Source organism: Rhodospirillales bacterium (assembly GCA_023898805.1).
Classification (GTDB): domain Bacteria; phylum Pseudomonadota; class Alphaproteobacteria; order Micavibrionales; family UBA1664; genus UBA6145.
The window spans coordinates 641,228-657,179 of sequence record CP060260.1; the positions used below are offsets into that span (position 1 = coordinate 641,228).

Annotated in this window: 13 protein-coding genes; 2 read left to right on the forward strand and 11 right to left on the reverse strand. The window is 63.9% G+C overall.

The window, feature by feature from the left end; genetic code table 11:
* Positions 1–15: 15 nt before the first annotated feature.
* Together H6866_03200 and H6866_03205 are read right to left on the reverse strand one after the other, a co-directional pair.
* A complete protein-coding gene (locus H6866_03200) occupies positions 16–876 on the reverse strand; it encodes an FtsQ-type POTRA domain-containing protein (protein USO08233.1) in 861 nt (286 codons plus the stop codon).
* Complete coding sequence (locus tag H6866_03205; protein USO08234.1) at positions 877–2,094, reverse strand: D-alanine--D-alanine ligase; 1,218 nt, start codon at positions 2,092–2,094, stop codon at positions 877–879. It abuts the gene before it with no gap.
* A gap of 74 nt (positions 2,095–2,168) precedes the next feature.
* On the opposite strand from H6866_03205, the gene H6866_03210 reads away from it, so the two are divergent.
* Positions 2,169–2,903: an alpha/beta fold hydrolase gene (locus H6866_03210; GenBank protein USO08235.1), complete on the forward strand. Its 735-nt coding sequence runs from the start codon at positions 2,169–2,171 to the stop codon at positions 2,901–2,903.
* A gap of 24 nt (positions 2,904–2,927) precedes the next feature.
* Positions 2,928–4,517, forward strand: coding sequence for a UDP-N-acetylmuramoyl-tripeptide--D-alanyl-D-alanine ligase (locus H6866_03215; GenBank protein USO08236.1), 1,590 nt, complete (start codon positions 2,928–2,930; stop codon positions 4,515–4,517).
* A 4-nt stretch (positions 4,518–4,521) separates the two neighbouring features.
* On the opposite strand, the gene murB is transcribed toward H6866_03215, so the two are convergent.
* The 9 genes from murB to H6866_03260 all read right to left on the reverse strand — a co-directional run bounded on the left by murB (position 4,522) and on the right by H6866_03260 (position 15,952).
* Positions 4,522–5,478, reverse strand: a complete 957-nt coding sequence (gene murB / locus H6866_03220; GenBank protein USO08237.1) for a UDP-N-acetylmuramate dehydrogenase — start codon at positions 5,476–5,478, stop codon at positions 4,522–4,524.
* Positions 5,475–6,926: a UDP-N-acetylmuramate--L-alanine ligase gene (locus H6866_03225; GenBank protein ID USO08238.1), complete on the reverse strand. Its 1,452-nt coding sequence runs from the start codon at positions 6,924–6,926 to the stop codon at positions 5,475–5,477. The genes murB and H6866_03225 overlap by 4 nt, the downstream gene beginning before the upstream one ends.
* A gap of 68 nt (positions 6,927–6,994) precedes the next feature.
* Complete coding sequence (gene murG, locus H6866_03230; protein ID USO08239.1) at positions 6,995–8,113, reverse strand: undecaprenyldiphospho-muramoylpentapeptide beta-N-acetylglucosaminyltransferase; 1,119 nt, start codon at positions 8,111–8,113, stop codon at positions 6,995–6,997.
* Entirely contained in the window at positions 8,073–9,227 is a 1,155-nt protein-coding gene (locus H6866_03235) for a cell division protein FtsW (GenBank protein USO08240.1), read from the reverse strand. The genes murG and H6866_03235 overlap by 41 nt, the downstream gene beginning before the upstream one ends.
* 49 nt (positions 9,228–9,276) lie before the next feature.
* Positions 9,277–10,452, reverse strand: coding sequence for a UDP-N-acetylmuramoyl-L-alanine--D-glutamate ligase (murD, locus tag H6866_03240; GenBank protein ID USO08241.1), 1,176 nt, complete (start codon positions 10,450–10,452; stop codon positions 9,277–9,279).
* Positions 10,449–11,732 carry an endonuclease domain-containing protein gene (locus H6866_03245; protein ID USO08242.1) on the reverse strand — a complete coding sequence of 428 codons (1,284 nt, stop codon included), beginning with the start codon at positions 11,730–11,732 and terminating at the stop codon, positions 10,449–10,451. Before H6866_03245 ends, murD begins: the two co-directional genes overlap by 4 nt.
* Positions 11,732–12,817 (reverse strand): phospho-N-acetylmuramoyl-pentapeptide-transferase, encoded by a 1,086-nt coding sequence (locus H6866_03250; protein ID USO08243.1) that lies wholly within the window; start codon positions 12,815–12,817, stop codon positions 11,732–11,734. Before H6866_03250 ends, H6866_03245 begins: the two co-directional genes overlap by 1 nt.
* Complete coding sequence (locus H6866_03255) at positions 12,807–14,219, reverse strand: UDP-N-acetylmuramoyl-L-alanyl-D-glutamate--2,6-diaminopimelate ligase (GenBank protein USO08244.1); 1,413 nt, start codon at positions 14,217–14,219, stop codon at positions 12,807–12,809. Before H6866_03255 ends, H6866_03250 begins: the two co-directional genes overlap by 11 nt.
* A complete protein-coding gene (locus H6866_03260) occupies positions 14,216–15,952 on the reverse strand; it encodes a penicillin-binding protein 2 (protein USO08245.1) in 1,737 nt (578 codons plus the stop codon). Before H6866_03260 ends, H6866_03255 begins: the two co-directional genes overlap by 4 nt.

Below are 15,952 nucleotides of genomic sequence, written 5' to 3' on the forward strand. Positions count from 1 at the left end.
CATGATTCGTGAAATTTAACCGTGATTCCCGTCTTTTGATAGCGCATCCGGCGTTTTTGCGGGCGCGCCTTCCAGAATGATGCGGTCTTTCTGCCGCAGGTCGATGCCCGAATACCCTTGATCGAACACATGGTCTTCCGTCTGTGCCTGCGCCGCGCGGGCAAGCGCAAGGCCCGGATCGTCATCGGGCAGGCGCAGGACCGTACCATTATCCAGCGTAAGATCCCACCGCCGCCCGGAAACGAGCGCGGCGCGCGTCACGCGCACCGCAAGCTCCGGCTGCCCGTTCAACAGCGAGATCAACGCACCCGCAAGCGGCCCCGCGCCCGCGCCTGCGACCATCAGCAATTTGCCGAACCGCGCCGGGTCGTCATGCGTCAGCACCACGCCCGTACCGTCGATCACCGCGGGCCCACCCGGCGCGTCGCCTTGAATTGCGGCGGGTACGCGTTCATCCAGCGCGACGATCAGTGTATCCGGCCACACCCGGCGCAGATGCGCATCGCGCACCCACGGTATCGCGACCAGCCGCACGCGCGCCTCCGCGATGTCCACGCCCAAAAGCGCGTCGCCCGTTTCGACCCCGATCGCGCGGCGCAAAGTCGCCGGATCGACATAACGCATCCCGTCCACCGTGACCTTGTCGATACGCAGGCCCATATCCGCGCTGGCCGCGACGATGCGCGATTCTGCCCATTGCCCGGCGGCAACGACATATCCCTTGGCCAAAGCCCAGGCCAGAAGCCCGGCCACGGCGACGATCGCGATTGCGATCTTGGTCGCGAACCATACCCGCCCCCAGAACCAGCCAAGCCAGCTCAGGCGCCGCGGCGTCAGGCGCGCCTTCATCTCCGCCCGGCGCGTGCCGCGCGCCATCTAACAGTTGAACGGACGCGCGAACAGCCGCGCGTCGCGCAAGGTGGGATCGGCGGGAAGCTGCGCGCGCGCGTGCAGCGCGAACGCCTCGGCGATCAGCGCGCTTAAAAACGCGGTGTACAAAACCGGCTTTTCCGCGGCCTCCCACAAAAAGAACCCCAGACTGCCGGGGCAGGGATTGGCTTCGTTGAACCAGACCTCGCCGGTCTTTTCGTTCGACAGGAAATCCAGCCGCGGCGCGCCGCTGCCGCCGACCGCGCGGAACACCGCCTCGGCCCAGCCGCGGATTTTTTCCGCCATGCCCGGCGGCAGGTCGGGGTTGATGTCGCGCGTCAGACTCAGCATCCCCTCGCTCGACTGACCGGGCGTCTTTTGCCCGCCCGCCTTTTTGGTGCCGCCGCCCGACATGTATTTCTGCTTGAAGTCCAGAAGATCGCTCGCGCGTTTCGGTCGCTCGATCGCGCTGGTGCGCAGATCGCCGAAAACCGCGCTGACCGCGACGTTGTATTCGACCAAATTCTCGACGAACGGCTCGACCATCGCCTGATGGTCCAGCGCGAAGATCGCGGGCAGCATCGCCGCCACCTCCTCGGCGCTGGTCGCCCGCCCGACCCCGATCGACGACCCCAGATGCGCGGGTTTGACGATGACGGGGAAGGCGATGTTGCCAAGCTGCGCCGCCACCGCCCCGGCGTCCACATGCATCCCGTCATACGGCCGTTCGATGACCGCGAAGGGCAGCTGCGGCACGTTCGTCCCCGCCAGCACCCGCTTGGTCGCGGCCTTGTCCATCAACACCGCCGATGCCATGGTCCGCATCCCGGTATAGGGTACGTTGGCGCTTTCAAGCATTCCCTGAAATCCGCCATCCTCGCCGAACAGCCCGTGAAACGCCAGCAGCGCGGCATCAAAATCGATCGGCACGGCCCGCCCGAACAGCCCCTTCTTCTCAGGAATCAAATGCCCGCGCCCCATCGGGTCGGCATTGCTGTCCAGACTGACGCGGGTAAGCATCCGGCGGGTTTCCGGGGTCGGGATGTAATTCGCCCGATCCTCAAGGGCCGAACCCACGAACCATTCCCCGGTCAGGCTGACATAAACCAGAAACGGGTCGAATTTCGCCCGATCCAGTGCCTGAAACGCCTGAAGCCCTGTAACAACACTGACATCGTGTTCCGGGCTTCGCCCGCCGATAAATACCGCTATGCGCTTTTTCATTTGCAATCCCTGACCTATAATCGCCATTTAATCGCCATCTCAAAGCAATTCGACAGGTGAATCAAGTCGGTAACATGATGAATATAAGGCAAATCGGCACCGGCCCGGCGACAATCGTCTGGGCGCATGGCTGGGGACACAGCGGCGAGGCCTTCGCCCCGCTGGCGCAAAGCCTTGCGGGCATCGCCACCTCGTATCTGATCGATTTTCCCGGTCACGGCGCGACACCGCCCCCGCCGGAAGCGTGGGGCACACGCGAATTCGCCGACGCCGCCGCGCAATTCCTCAAAACCCTGCCCGCGCCGGCTGCGCTTTGGGTCGGGCACAGCTTCGGCTGCCGCGTCGGCATCCAGCTTGCCGCGCATTATCCCGGCCTATTCCGGAAACTGGCGCTGATCGCACCGGCGGGCCTGCGCCGCCGCCGCACCATGTTCCAGAAAATTTCGCACAACGCACGTGTCTACACCTTCAAGACGCTCAAGCACATGGTGCCGGAAGGCCCGCGCCGCGACGCGCTGCGCGCCCGTTTCGGGTCATCCGATTACCGCCGCGCGGGCGTTCTGCGCGATAGTTTCGTGCGCATCGTCAACGAGGATCTGGGGCAGGAGGCGGAGCAGATCGCCTGCCCCACCCTGATCGTCGTCGGCGCAAACGACCGCGATACGCCGCCGGAAATGGCGCACCGCCTGCATGCGAAAATCCACGGATCGCAGCTGCACGTGCTTGACGGCTTCGATCATAACGGCATTCTGGGGGCGGGCCGGCATCAGGTGGCGGCCCTGATCCAAACCTTTCTGGACGAGGCATGAACGCTCAACCATGAAGACGCCCATATGAACACGCTGGCCGACACCATTCTTGCGATCGCGTTTCTATTTTTCGCGTTTCGCCGCACCCTGACCTACCTGCACATCTTCCAGCAGGACGATTACGACCCCGCGCGCTTCGTGCAATGGCTGGTCCGCGGCCGCAATTTCGACCGCAAGGCGTCGATCTGCGCGCTGCTGCTTGCGGTTCCGGCACTGCTGCTGCCTATTTTCGCGCCGTTTTTCGACGCCATCGCCGCCCTGTGCATCGCGATCATCGGCTGGGTCGAACCCGATCCGCGCCTGACCGGCAAAAAGAAACTGGCCATGACCGCGCGCGCCGCGCGTATCGCCTGGATTGCCGAAGGGGTCTTCGCGCTGGCCGCGATTTCGTTGATTTCCATGCACGTACCGTTGCTGCCGTGGGTCGTGATGATTCAGGCCGTGCCCTTCGTGCTGGTCTTCGCCAACCTGCTCGCCGCCCCGTACGAGGCGCAGATCCAGCAACGTTTCTGGAACGAGGCGCATGCAAGGCTGGCCGATCTCAAACCCTTCACCATCGGCATCACCGGTTCGTTCGGCAAGACCTCGACCAAGCACATCCTCGCCCACATCCTCTCGCAATTCGGGCCGACTTTGGCCACGCCCGGTTCGGTCAACACCGCGATGGGCATCGCCCGCGTCGTGCGCGAAACCCTGACCCCGCATCATAAATTCTTTCTTTGTGAAATGGGCGCCTACGGCCCCGGATCAATCCGCGCGCTGTGCGATCTGGCCCCGCCCGACGCCGCGGTGATTACCGCTCTGGGCCACGCGCATTACGAACGCTTCCGGACCCTGGATGCCGTCGCCCGCGCCAAAAGCGAACTGGCCGAATCCGCTTTCGCCCACAATGGCTGGGCGGTGATCGGTTCCGCCGTCACGGAACAGGACTATGCCCGCGCGCTGGTCGACGAACATCGCGCCCGTGTGCTGCTGGTCGGCAACCGGGCGGGCGACGACGTACGCATCCGCGACGTCACGCAGACACAAGAAGGCACGACCGCGCATGTCGATTACAAGGGCGCGACCTATGCCCTAAGCGCGCCGCTTTTCGGCCAGCACCACGCCGACAACATGGCCATCGCATTCGCCACTGCCTGCCGCATCGGTATGGAACCGGCGCTGGTGATCAATGCCCTGCGCACCACGCCGCAGATCCGCCACCGCCTCGAAGTCATCTATCAGACCTCCGGCGCGATCGTGATCGACGACGCCTACAACGCCAACCCCGCCGGATTCGCCGCCGCGCTAGAGGTACTTTCCCTGCTCGGCGCCAATCGCCGCCGCATCCTGATCTCGCCCGGCATGATCGAACTGGGCGACGCGCACGCCACCGAACACGCGCGCATCGGCGCGCTTGCGGCCCAACACGCCGATATTTTCCTGCCCGTGTCCCCGATGCGCATCACCGCAATGGTGGAATCGTTCCGCGCCGCCGCCCCGCAAAAGCCGGTCATCCCCTGCCGTACCTTCGCCGATGCCCAGAAATGGCTTGGCGACAATATGGCCTATAACGACATCGTGCTGCTGGAAAACGATCTGCCCGATCTGTACGAGCGTAAACTCAATCTCTAAACGGTTACGCCTGTCCGTGCGTAGCCATGTCGGCGGGCACGCCGATGCGCCTGATCTCCCAGCGCAGTTCGTAACCGAACAGGTCTTTGACCCGCCGCCGCACCTCCTCGCCCAACGCCTCAAGGTCGGACGAGGTTGCATCACCCGTGTTGATCATGAAATTGCAGTGCAGTTCGGCCATCTGCGCGCCGCCGATTTTAAGGCCCCGGCACCCCGCCTTGTCGATCATCTGCCACGCCTTCATCGGCTCAAGCCCCAGCGCGGCCAACGCGTCGGCGGTCGGGTTGGCGAAGGTTGACCCGCCGGTGCGCGCCTGCGGCTGCGTCGCCTGACGTTGATCCTTGATCCCACGCATCCGCGCCGCGATCTCGGTGGGGTCGCCCGCGATGGTGCGCAACCGCGCGCCGGTGAAAATCACGTCCTCCGGCACGCTGCAGTGCCGATAACCCAAGCCCATCCCGGCGGGATCGAACGCATGCGCCTGCCCCGCGCGATCGACGCCGCGCGCCTCGATCAACACGTCTTTAATCTCGGCGCCATAGGCGCCTGCGTTCATGCGCAGCGCCCCGCCGACCGTCCCCGGAATCCCCGAAAGAAATTCAAGCCCCGCGCGACCGGCGCGCCCTGCCGCCGCCGCCACATTGGCATCCAGCGCCGCCGCCCCCGCGCGCACCGCCCCGCTATCCGGCTCCACCGCGATGTCCGCGAACGCGCCGCCCAGCCGGATAACCACGCCGGGAATCCCGCCGTCGCGCACGATCGTATTGGAACACACGCCAAGAACCGTAACCGGCACGTCGTCCGGCAAACCGGAAAGGAACGCGGACAAATCCGCCTCGTCCTCCGGCTTGAACAACATCTGTGCATTTCCGCCGCAACGAAACCACGTCGTCGCGCCCAGCGGCGCATCCGCCGTATAGCGCCCGCGCACCTTCGGCAAGCGGCCCGCCAGATCGCTCACGCGGCCTTGTCCTTGGCCAGAAGCGGCTCAAGTTGACCGGGCAGCGCATGCGCCCAGTTCGTAATGCTGCCCGCGCCAAGGCATACCACCATGTCGCCGGGCCGCACCTTGTCGGCCAAAATCGCGGCCAGCATGTCCGGACTTTCCAGCGCGCTGACATCTTCGTGCCCGCGCGCGCGCGCCGCCGCGACCAGATGGTCGCGATCCGCGCCCTCGATCGGCTTTTCCCCGGCGGCATACACGTCGGCGATAAAAACCGAATCCGCATCCACGAAACACGCGGCGAAATCGTCGATCAGATTGGCAAGCCGCGTATAACGGTGCGGCTGCATCACCGCGATGACGCGCCCGCCGCTTTCCGCCTGTACCGTGCGCGCGGTCGCAAGCACGGTGCGGATCTCGACCGGATGGTGCGCGTAATCATCGATCACGGTGACGCCGCCCGCCTGACCGGCATTGGTAAAGCGTCGCTTCACCCCGGCGAAGCCTTCAAGCCCTTTGCGAATCCCCGCCTCGTCCATACCCAGCGCAAGACCGACCGCGACGGCGGCCAACGAATTCTGCACGTTGTGCCGCCCCGGCACGTTGATGCGCACACCTTTGAAAACCCGGTCGTCGCCCTTGACCACGCAACCCGCGACCGTGATGTCGAACACCGCCCCGTCCGCGCGCAACTGCACGTCACTCGCCCGCACCTGCGCGTCCGGCGCAAAGCCATAGGTGATCAGCCGTCGGTTGGAAAGCTGCGGGATCAGCTCGCGCACGTCGCGGTGGTCCGCGCACAAAACCGCGAACCCGTAAAACGGCAGGTTCTGGACGAACATCGCGAACGCGGCCTTCAACGCGGCGAACGATCCGTAATGATCCAGATGCTCCGGGTCGATATTGGTGATCACCCCGGCATTGAGCGGCAGGGATATGAACGAACCGTCGCTTTCGTCGGTTTCCACCACCATCCACTGCGACCCGCCCTGCCGCGTGTTGGTGCCGTAAGAATTGACGATCCCGCCGTTGATGACCGTGGGGTCCATTCCCCCGGCCTCCAGCATCGCGCCGACCATCGACGTCGTGGTCGTCTTGCCGTGCGTGCCGGCAATGCCGATCGACCATTTCAGGCGCATCAGCTCGGCCAGCATCTCCGCCCTGTGCACGACCGGGATGTTGCGGCGCACGGCTTCTTCAAGTTCCGGATTGTCGGGCTTGATCGCGCTCGACACCACGACCGCCGCAGGCATCGCGCCCGTCGCGGTCATCAGGTTCGCGGCATGGTGGCCGATCATCACGCCGATGCCCTTTTCCGCCAGCCTGCGCGTATTCGCGCCCTCCACCGCGTCCGACCCCTGCACCTGATATCCCAGGCCCATCAGCATCTCGGCAATCCCTGACATGCCGATCCCGCCGATTCCGACGAAATGCAGCATCCCGATATTGCGTGGCATGAAACTCATGATGTTATCCTTTGATAAACGAAGGGTTTCGGTGCTTAAGACCGAATAAAAAACCCGTTCCAGTTCTTCTAAAGGGCTAAAATGGCATCCGCAAGGCGTTTGGCGGCATCCGCGCCAAGCGCCGCGCGCGCCGCCCCGGCCATGGCGGCCAACTCTGCCGGATTTTCCAGCAGCGATTCAAGCTCTTTCGCCAGAATCTGCGCCGTCAGGCCCTTTTGATCGAGCATTTTCGCGGCCCCCGCGCGCACCAGCACCATGGCATTGGCGCGCTGCTGCTGGTCGGCATGGTGCGGATACGGGATGAACAAAGCCGGCCTTCCGGCCACCGCCGCCTCGCTGACCGTGCTTGCACCCGAACGCGACACCAGAAGATGGCAGGCGGCAAGCTGCTGCGGCACGTCGGTGACAAAACTTTCCAGCCGTACTTTCACCCCCGCCACGTCATAGGCATGGCGGCACATCCCGATATCCGCGGCGCGGCATTGCTGCACGACATCCAGACGCCGGCGCAAGGCTTCCGGCAACAGCGCGACCGCCTCCGGCATCAGCCGGGAAAACACGCTCGCCCCCTGCGACCCCCCCAAAATCAACACCCGCAGCCGGTCCTCCGGCCCCGCCCCCGGCGCGGCATACGGTCTGGATTCAGCGATTTCCGCGCGCACCGGATTGCCGGTGACGATGGTCTTTGCGCGCCATTTTTCCGGCAAGCTCTCCACATTGGGCAGGGACAACGCAATCGCCTTCGCCTGCCCCGCCAATACCCGGTTGGCACGGCCCAGCACGGCGTTTTGTTCGTGCAACAACACCGGAATTTTCAAAAAATGCGCGGCGATCACCGCCGGAAAGGACGGATACCCGCCGAAACCGACCACCGCGCGCGGACGCAACGCACGCAGGAAGCGCATCGCCTGGCCGATGCCAACCAGAAGATCGATCACGAACCGGATTTTTGCGACGAAACCGGAACGCAGCGTTTCCGCCCGCACCATCTGGAACGGAATGTCCGGATACTGGTCGCGATACCGCGCCCCGCGCAAATCGGTAACCAACTGCACCTTGACCCCGCGTACCAGAAGCGCGCGCGCCAGCGCGAAGGCCGGAAACATATGTCCGCCCGTGCCCCCGGCGCTTAAAACGACCGGCCCTTTAGAATTCGCCGCTTGTGGCCGGCTTCCAGCGGAAGTCATGACGCCTTGTCCCCTGTCCCTTGGTCAGCGCGAGGATCATGCCCATCGTCATCCCCACCGCCACCAGCGACGACCCGCCATACGAAATCAACGGCAGGGTCATGCCCTTGGCAGGCAGGATTTCGGTCGATGATCCCATATGGATGCAGGCCTGCACCCCGATCATCACCAGCAACCCGCCCCCGCCCAGCATGGCGAAGACGGAATTGCCATTCCGAAGCCGCGCAAACCCGCGCAGCACGATGAAGACGTAAACCCCCATCAGTAATATCGTGAATATAAGCCCCAATTCCTCGGCGGCCACCGCGAAAATGAAATCCGCGTGCGCGTCCGGCAATTGCTTTTTGACCTGCCCGCCGCCCGGCCCGGTGCCGAACAGCCCGCCATTGGCGAACGCCTCCAGCGACCGATCGACCTGATACGTGTCCCCGCTGCTGGGATCGAGGAACCGGTCGATGCGCGAATGGACGTGGTCGAACGTGTAATACACCGCGACCAGCGCCAGCAACCCGCCCACCAGCATGATGAAAATGTAACGCAAGGGGCACCCGGCCAGAAAGATCATGGCGAAGAACGTCGCGCTGACCACCACCGTCATCCCCAGATCGGGCTGCGCCATCAAAAGCAGCACGACCATGCCGTAAAGCCCCGAAGCCAGCAGCAGGCCGGGAAAACCTTCCATGGTTTTCTGCCGCGCCAGAAGCCACCCCGCGACCACGACAAAACACGGCTTGACGAATTCCGACGGTTGGATCGAAAACCCGAACAGCGACACCCACCGCGTCGCGCCCTTGATCTGCGTGCCGTGTAACAGCGTCATGACGATGCCCAGACATCCCACGGCGAACAACACCGTGGCCAGCCGCCAGATCTGTTTGGGGCTGAGCATCGAACACAGGAACATGACACCCAAAGACGGCAGCAGGAACATGATGTGACGGACGATGAAATGCGTGGGCGCGACCCCGATGCGTATTGCGACCGGCGGACTGGCCGTCGTCACCAGCCCGATGCCCAGAACCGCAAGCGCCAGCATCGCCGCCAGCAGGGGCCGGTCGACCGACCACCACCACCGCGCCACGCGCGAACGTTCCTGATCCGAAAACAATGACATCCTTGCGATTCTCGCCGATTTGCACGGGTCGCGAAAGGACTAAACCGCGCTAAAATCCGCTTTCGCGGGCAAAGGCCTCGCCCCGTTCGGCGTAATTTTTAAACAGCCCGAAACTTGGCGCGGCGGGCGACAACAGGATCACCCCGCCCGACGGCGTCATGCCCCGCGCCTGCGCCACCGCATCCACCATGTCCTGTGCCGCGCTGCCGCCCGCCGCGGCGCGAATGCGCGCGCCAGCCGGCCCCAGTGTCACAAGCCCGATATTGTGCCCGCGCACGTAATCGACCAGCGGCGCGTAATCGATGCCCCGGTCGTGCCCCCCGGCGATCAAGGTGATCGCCCGACCCTTGTAAACCTCCATCGCCGCGATGGCGGCCTGCGGCGTGGTGGCGATGGAATCGTCGACGTAAACGACGTTCGCGCGCGTGCCCAGTTCCTGCTGACGGTGCGGCAGGCCTTGAAAATCCACCATCGCGGCCAGCGCCGCGTCCGCGTCGTAACCCAGCGCGCGCACGACTGCCAGCACGACGGCGACATTCCCCCGGTTATGCGCCCGCGCCAGATAGGCATTGGGGATAGCACCAACGAAATCCTCCACGATTTCGCTGGATTTCGGATACGCGACCCCCGCCCCGGCTGCCTGCGCGTGCAGTATCTTGTGCGCCGCCTGCCCCAAAAGATGCAGCTTGTCGCGCGCATACGACTCCCAGTCGCCGTGCCAGTCCAGATGTTCCGGATACAGCGACGTCACCGCCGCGATGTCGCAGCGCCCGTCGAAATTCGCCGCCTGATACGACGACGTTTCGATGACCAGCACTTGCGAATCCTCAGGCGCCTCGCTGATCGGCACGCCGATATTCCCGACCACCTCCACGCGCGCGCCCGCCTTGCGCAGGACATGCCCCAAAAGCGCCGATGTGGTGCTTTTGCCCTTGGTCCCGGTAATGCATACGGTTTTCGCCGCATGATCCTGCGCGAACCACAAATTCATCAAGGATGTGACCGCGCGTCCCTTGAGCAACGGATGATACAGGCTTACCCCTGGCGACTTGACGATGACATCCGCCTGCGCCAGCGCCGGGGCGATATTCCCGCCCGTCGCCTCGTCGACGAAGGTGATGCGTGCATCTTTCGCCCGCGCGCGGATGAATGCCGCCGCCGCCATCCCTTCGCGGCCTGTGCCCCAGATGACGACGTTCTTGCCCGAAAGCGCCTCGGCCTTCATGCCAGATCCCCAAGATACGCGGGCGGCACGCGGTGATCGGGATACAGATCGAACAGCGCCGCGAAATTTCCGCCCCGCACGCGCCCCGCCAGCGCCGCGACCACCGCGTCGTCGCGCCATTCCGGCATCTGTGCCAGATGCGCAAGCGCGGCGGCGCTTTCCTCGACCTCGCCCACGCACTCGAACGGCTTGAACGCGGCCACCCCGCACAATTCGGCGAAACCTTCCGCCTGCGCCATGTCGTCCAGCATGTTGCCGCCGAATATCTGCGCAAGCCGCGTGCGTTCGACGAACGGCGCCAGCGCCAGAAACACGAACCGGCATTTCGGGCAGTTGCGGCACCAATGCGTGCCGCGCGCCGCCGCATCCTGCCGGAAGGCGGTATTACAGCTGCGAAAAATATCGTGATAGGCGCCGTGCCGCGCGAAACGTTGCGCGATCGCGATTTCGCTCAAGGGCCGTAAAAACGAAAAATAGGCGATGTCGGGAGAGACATGCGCGGCCAGCCACCCGGCGAAATCGCGCTCGAATTCCAGCGACTTGCTGTACTGGTGGTTGACGTCGTCGAAATTGGGCACGCTGGCCGAATGTTCGTTCGACAAGACCACGGCGCGATACCCGTATAGAATCGCGCACGCGACCGCGATCGCCGACAAAATCGCGGTAATCGGCACATGCCCGTTATACGCGCCGCGCGCGTTCATCACCCCCAGTTGCGGTGAAAGCAGGCGCGAAACGTAAATCGACGTCAACCCCGATACGCGGATCGTATCCGCGATGGGTTGCGCCGCCCCACCCGGCGCGCCCAGCGCGAACAGCGTCGGGTTGTGGCGGCGCAGGGCCTCCAGCGTGACGATCGAATCCTTGCCCCCACCCACGGGTATCAAAATCCGCTCCTTCATCGCCAGCCGCAGCGGTCCCAAGGCCGTGCCGTGCCCGGAAAACTGGATATGCCCCGCAAGGTCCAGCCTGTTTTTATAGGCGAATTCCGCCAGCCCCAGCGTATAGACGCGGGTGACGAACGCCGCCGTGTCAGCATCGACCGCGAAGGCCGGGCATTTCAACACGCGCGGCGCGCGCGTTTTGTAATAGCTCACCCCGGCCAAAAGGAAGATCAGCCGGAAAATCCGCTCCGCCGCGCCATGGTCATAGGTTTCCGGCGCGGGAAAGGTAATGCGCTCCTCGAACTTCTCCGCCCCCTCGAAAGCGTAACGAAGGCTGAGCACGCCGCTTGCGGCGTCGAAATCGAAGGATTCGAAAATGAAGGCCGGGGCCGTCATTACCGCAGCTTCAGGGTCGAAAGCCCGACCAGTGCCAGAATGACCGCGATGATCCAGAACCGGATAACGATGGTGGGTTCCGACCAGCCGTGCTTTTCAAAATGGTGGTGCAGCGGCGCCATCAAAAACACGCGCTTGCCGGTCATCTTGAAATACGCGACCTGAATCATCACCGACACGGTTTCGGCCACGAACAGCCCGCCGATGATCGCCAGCACCAGTTCGTGCTTGGTGATCACCGCGATCGTGCCCAGCACGCCGCCAAGACTAAGGCTGCCGGTATCGCCCATGAACACCATGGCGGGCGGCGCGTTGTACCATAAAAACCCCATCGCCCCGCCGATCAGCGCCCCGCACAGCACCGCAAGCTCGCCCGACCCCGGCACGTAATGGATTTGCAGGTATTCGGCATAGATCGCGTTGCCCACGACATAGGAAATCAAGCCGAAACACGCCGCCGCGATCGCCACCGGCACGATCGCAAGCCCGTCCAGCCCGTCGGTCAGGTTGACCGCGTTCGACGCGCCGATGATCACCAGAATCGAAAACGGCACGAACAATATGCCCAGCGGCAAAAGCACCGATTTGAAAAACGGAATCGCCAGCGTGTCGTACAACCCGTCCGGCAGGCTGAAAACGATGCCAACGGTCACCAGCCCCGCGATCAAGATCTGCCAGAACAATTTTTTGCGCCCCGCCAAACCCTTGACGTTGCGTTTTGTCAGCTTCAGGTAATCGTCGGCGAAACCGATCGCACCGTACCCGATCATCACGATCAGCGCGAACCACACATATTGATTGCGCAGGTCGGACCACAAAAGCGTGCTGATCGTAACCGAAATCAAAATCATCAGCCCGCCCATGGTCGGCGTGCCGCGCTTCTTGAAATGGGTTTCCGGTCCATCCTCGCGGATCGGCTGGCCTTCCGCCTGTTTCGCGCGCAGCCACGCGATCAGGTGCGGTCCGATCAGGAAACAGATGACCAGGGCGGTCAATGTCGCGCACCCGGTGCGGAACGTCAGGTAACGGAACAGGTTGAACACCTGTATATGTTCGGCCAGGGGCGAAAGAAGATTATAAAGCATGTATTGCGTCCTCGGCTTCCTTAACGTCGTCGAAGGGCAAAACCGCGTCCCCCACGATCTGCCCCTGCTCGTGCCCCTTGCCGGCAATCACAAGCACATCCCCGGCTTCCAGTCCAGCCACCGCCTCGCTGATCGCGGTGCGGCGATCACCGATCTCGGCCGCGTTGGGTGCGCCCGCGCGGATTTCCGCGCGAATTTTCGCCGCATCCTCGCCGCGCGGGTTGTCGTCGGTGATAATCGCCAGATCCGCCAATTTTGTGGCAATCCCGCCCATCACCGGACGCTTGCCCTTGTCGCGGTCCCCGCCACAGCCGAACACCACCACCAGCCGCCCGCTGGTATGCGGGCGCAGGGCCTTGAGGACGGTTTCCAACCCGTGCGGCGTATGCGCGTAATCGACATAGACGGGCGCGCCCTTGACCAGCTCCAGCCGCCCGGGCACGCCGTGCAGTTTTTCCAAAAGCGGTACAAGCTGCGCGAACCCGACCCCGTCGCACGCCATCACCAGCCCCGCCGCGGCCAGCGCGTTCATCCCCTGAAACAGACCGACCAAAGGCAGGGCGATCTCATGCGTCCGCCCCTCGGCCACGACCTCCAGCACCTGCCCGGTCGCGCTCGGAATCTGACGAACCAGCCGGATCTCGCACCCGGAATCACCGCCCACACGGATTTGCCGCTGCCGCACCATACCCGAAAGCCGCACGCCCCATTCGTCATCGGTATTGATGACCGCGACGCCGTCCTGCGGCAACAGCACGTCGAACAGGCGGCGTTTGGCGGCAAAATACGTTTCCATGTCGCCGTGGTAATCCAGATGGTCGTGGCTCAGATTCGTGAACGCCGCCGCCTTCAGCCGCACGCCGTCCAGCCGCCTTTGATCCAGACCGATGCTCGACGCCTCCATCGCCAGATGCGTCACGCCCGCCGCCGCAAGATCGGCCATCTCCGCCTGCAACTGCACCGGGTCCGGCGTGGTCAGCCCGCCTTTTTTCATGGTGATGCGGCTGACGATGCCCAGCGTGCCCAACGATGCCGCGGTATGCCCCAGCATGTCCCAAAGCTGCGCCGCGAAGGTGACGCAGGATGTCTTGCCGTTGGTTCCGGTGACCGCCGCCACGGTTTCCGGCTGCCGTCCGTAAAACCGTGCGGCCAGCCGCGCGAACCGCCCGCGTGCGTCAATGTCCGTGACCAGCATGGCCCGTACATCCCCAAGTACATCCTCAGGCAACACCGTGCCCTCAGGCGCAAGGATGACTGCCGCGCCGTTGACGATGGCGTCGCGTATATACATGCGCCCGTCGCTGCGCGTACCGGGCAGGGCGGCGAACAGCCAGCCGGAACGCGCCATGCGGCTGTCAGCGGTCAACCCGGATATCCGGGCAAGGATGTCGTCGTCGTTCATCGTTCGTATGCGGCCATTTTCCGCATTTCGTTTTCAGGCAGGTGAATATATCGCGCCATGTCGGCCGCCATCAATGCGTCGTCTTTTTCGTCCGCGGGCGGCATCGCGCTTAAATCCATGATCGCCTGCGCCACGTGCCCGACCCCCGGCGCAGCGACCCACCCGGCCGTGGCGTAGCCGTAACTTTGTTTGTTGCCGTGCGGTTCGTCCACCGCGATCAGAATGGCGTAACGCGGATGGTCGGCGGGAAACGTCGCGATAAACGACGACACCAGCTTGCTGTGATCGTAACCACCGGGGCCGGTCTTTTCCGCGGTGCCGGTCTTGCCCGCCAGCATCGCGCCCGGCACGTTGGCCTTTTCGCCGGTGCCGTGGGTGACGACCAGCCGCAAAAGCTCCAGCATCTTGCGCGAGGTTTCGGGCCGGATGATCCGTGCGCGCATTTCGTCCTTTTCGTCCGCCGCCAGATGCAGCGCGGGCAGCGTACCGCCGTTGACGATGCCAGCGAAGGCGCGGATCAGGTGCACGGGCGTGACCGCGATGCCATGGCCGTAAGTGGCGGTCAGCGTATTGATGTCGCGCCATGGATCGGGCACCAGCGGCGCCGCGCCTTCCGGCATGTCGGCCAGCGGCACCGGCCGCGTGAACCCAAGCTGCGTATAAAAATCTTTAAGCCGGTCCGTCCCGATCTTGTCGCCCACCAGCGCGGTGCCGATATTGGACGAGTACATGAACACTTCGGGCAGGGTCAGCACCCGGTTCTGCGCATGGTAATCGGTGATCGTGAATCCGGCGCGTCTAAGCGGTTTGCTGGCATCGAATTTCTGGCCCACGTCGCCGTTGACCCGGTCCAAAAGCGCCGCCAGCGAAAACGTCTTGAAGGTCGAACCCATTTCATACACGCCGGTCGCGAAACGGTTGAATTTTTCGTCGTCCGTGGCCGCGCCCACCTCCTGCGGGTCGAAATCCGGCAACGATACCGCCGCAAGAATATCCCCGCTTGCGACATCGACAATCAGGCCCGCCGCCCCCTTCGCGGTGAAATCCGAAACCGCCTGCGCCACAGCGCGCCTGAGCGCGTGTTGAAAGCGCACGTCGATGGTCAGGCGCAACGGCGCGCCACCCTTCTTCAATTCGGAATCGCGCGCGCGTTCCACCCCGGCCAGCCCGGTGCCATCCAGATCCGTGTACCCGACGATATGCGCGACCAGATTTTCCTGCGGATAAAAACGGCGGCTTTCCGGGCGGAAATTCAAACCCGGCTGGCCCAGCGCGTTGACCGCCGCGATTTCATGCGGGCTAAGGCCGCGGCGAATCCACATGAAACGGCTTTTCGCGCTCAGCTTTTTTTCAAGCTCGGCCTGATCCTCGTCCGGAAAAACACCTTTGAGTTCGGCCGCAAGTCGCGACGCGTCGTTGATCATCTTGGGATCGACATACAAGGACATCGTATCCAGCGTGGTCGCCAGCAAGACCCCGTTGCGGTCGACGATATCCGCGCGCCCCGCCGCCAGCACGGCCGAGGAATCGGCATTCGCGCGCAAAGCCTCAAAGCGCGGCTCCGCCCCCTGCTGCCACAGGCACAGATAGGTGACCCGCATGGCGATTCCGCCGAACATCACCAAAAACAAAAGCCCCATCACCATCAGCCGTCCGCGCGCGGTTTCCACGGCGGACCCGCGCGCACCCACGATCTGGGTCGCCGTTTCATGAATGGCGCGCACGATGGTCAT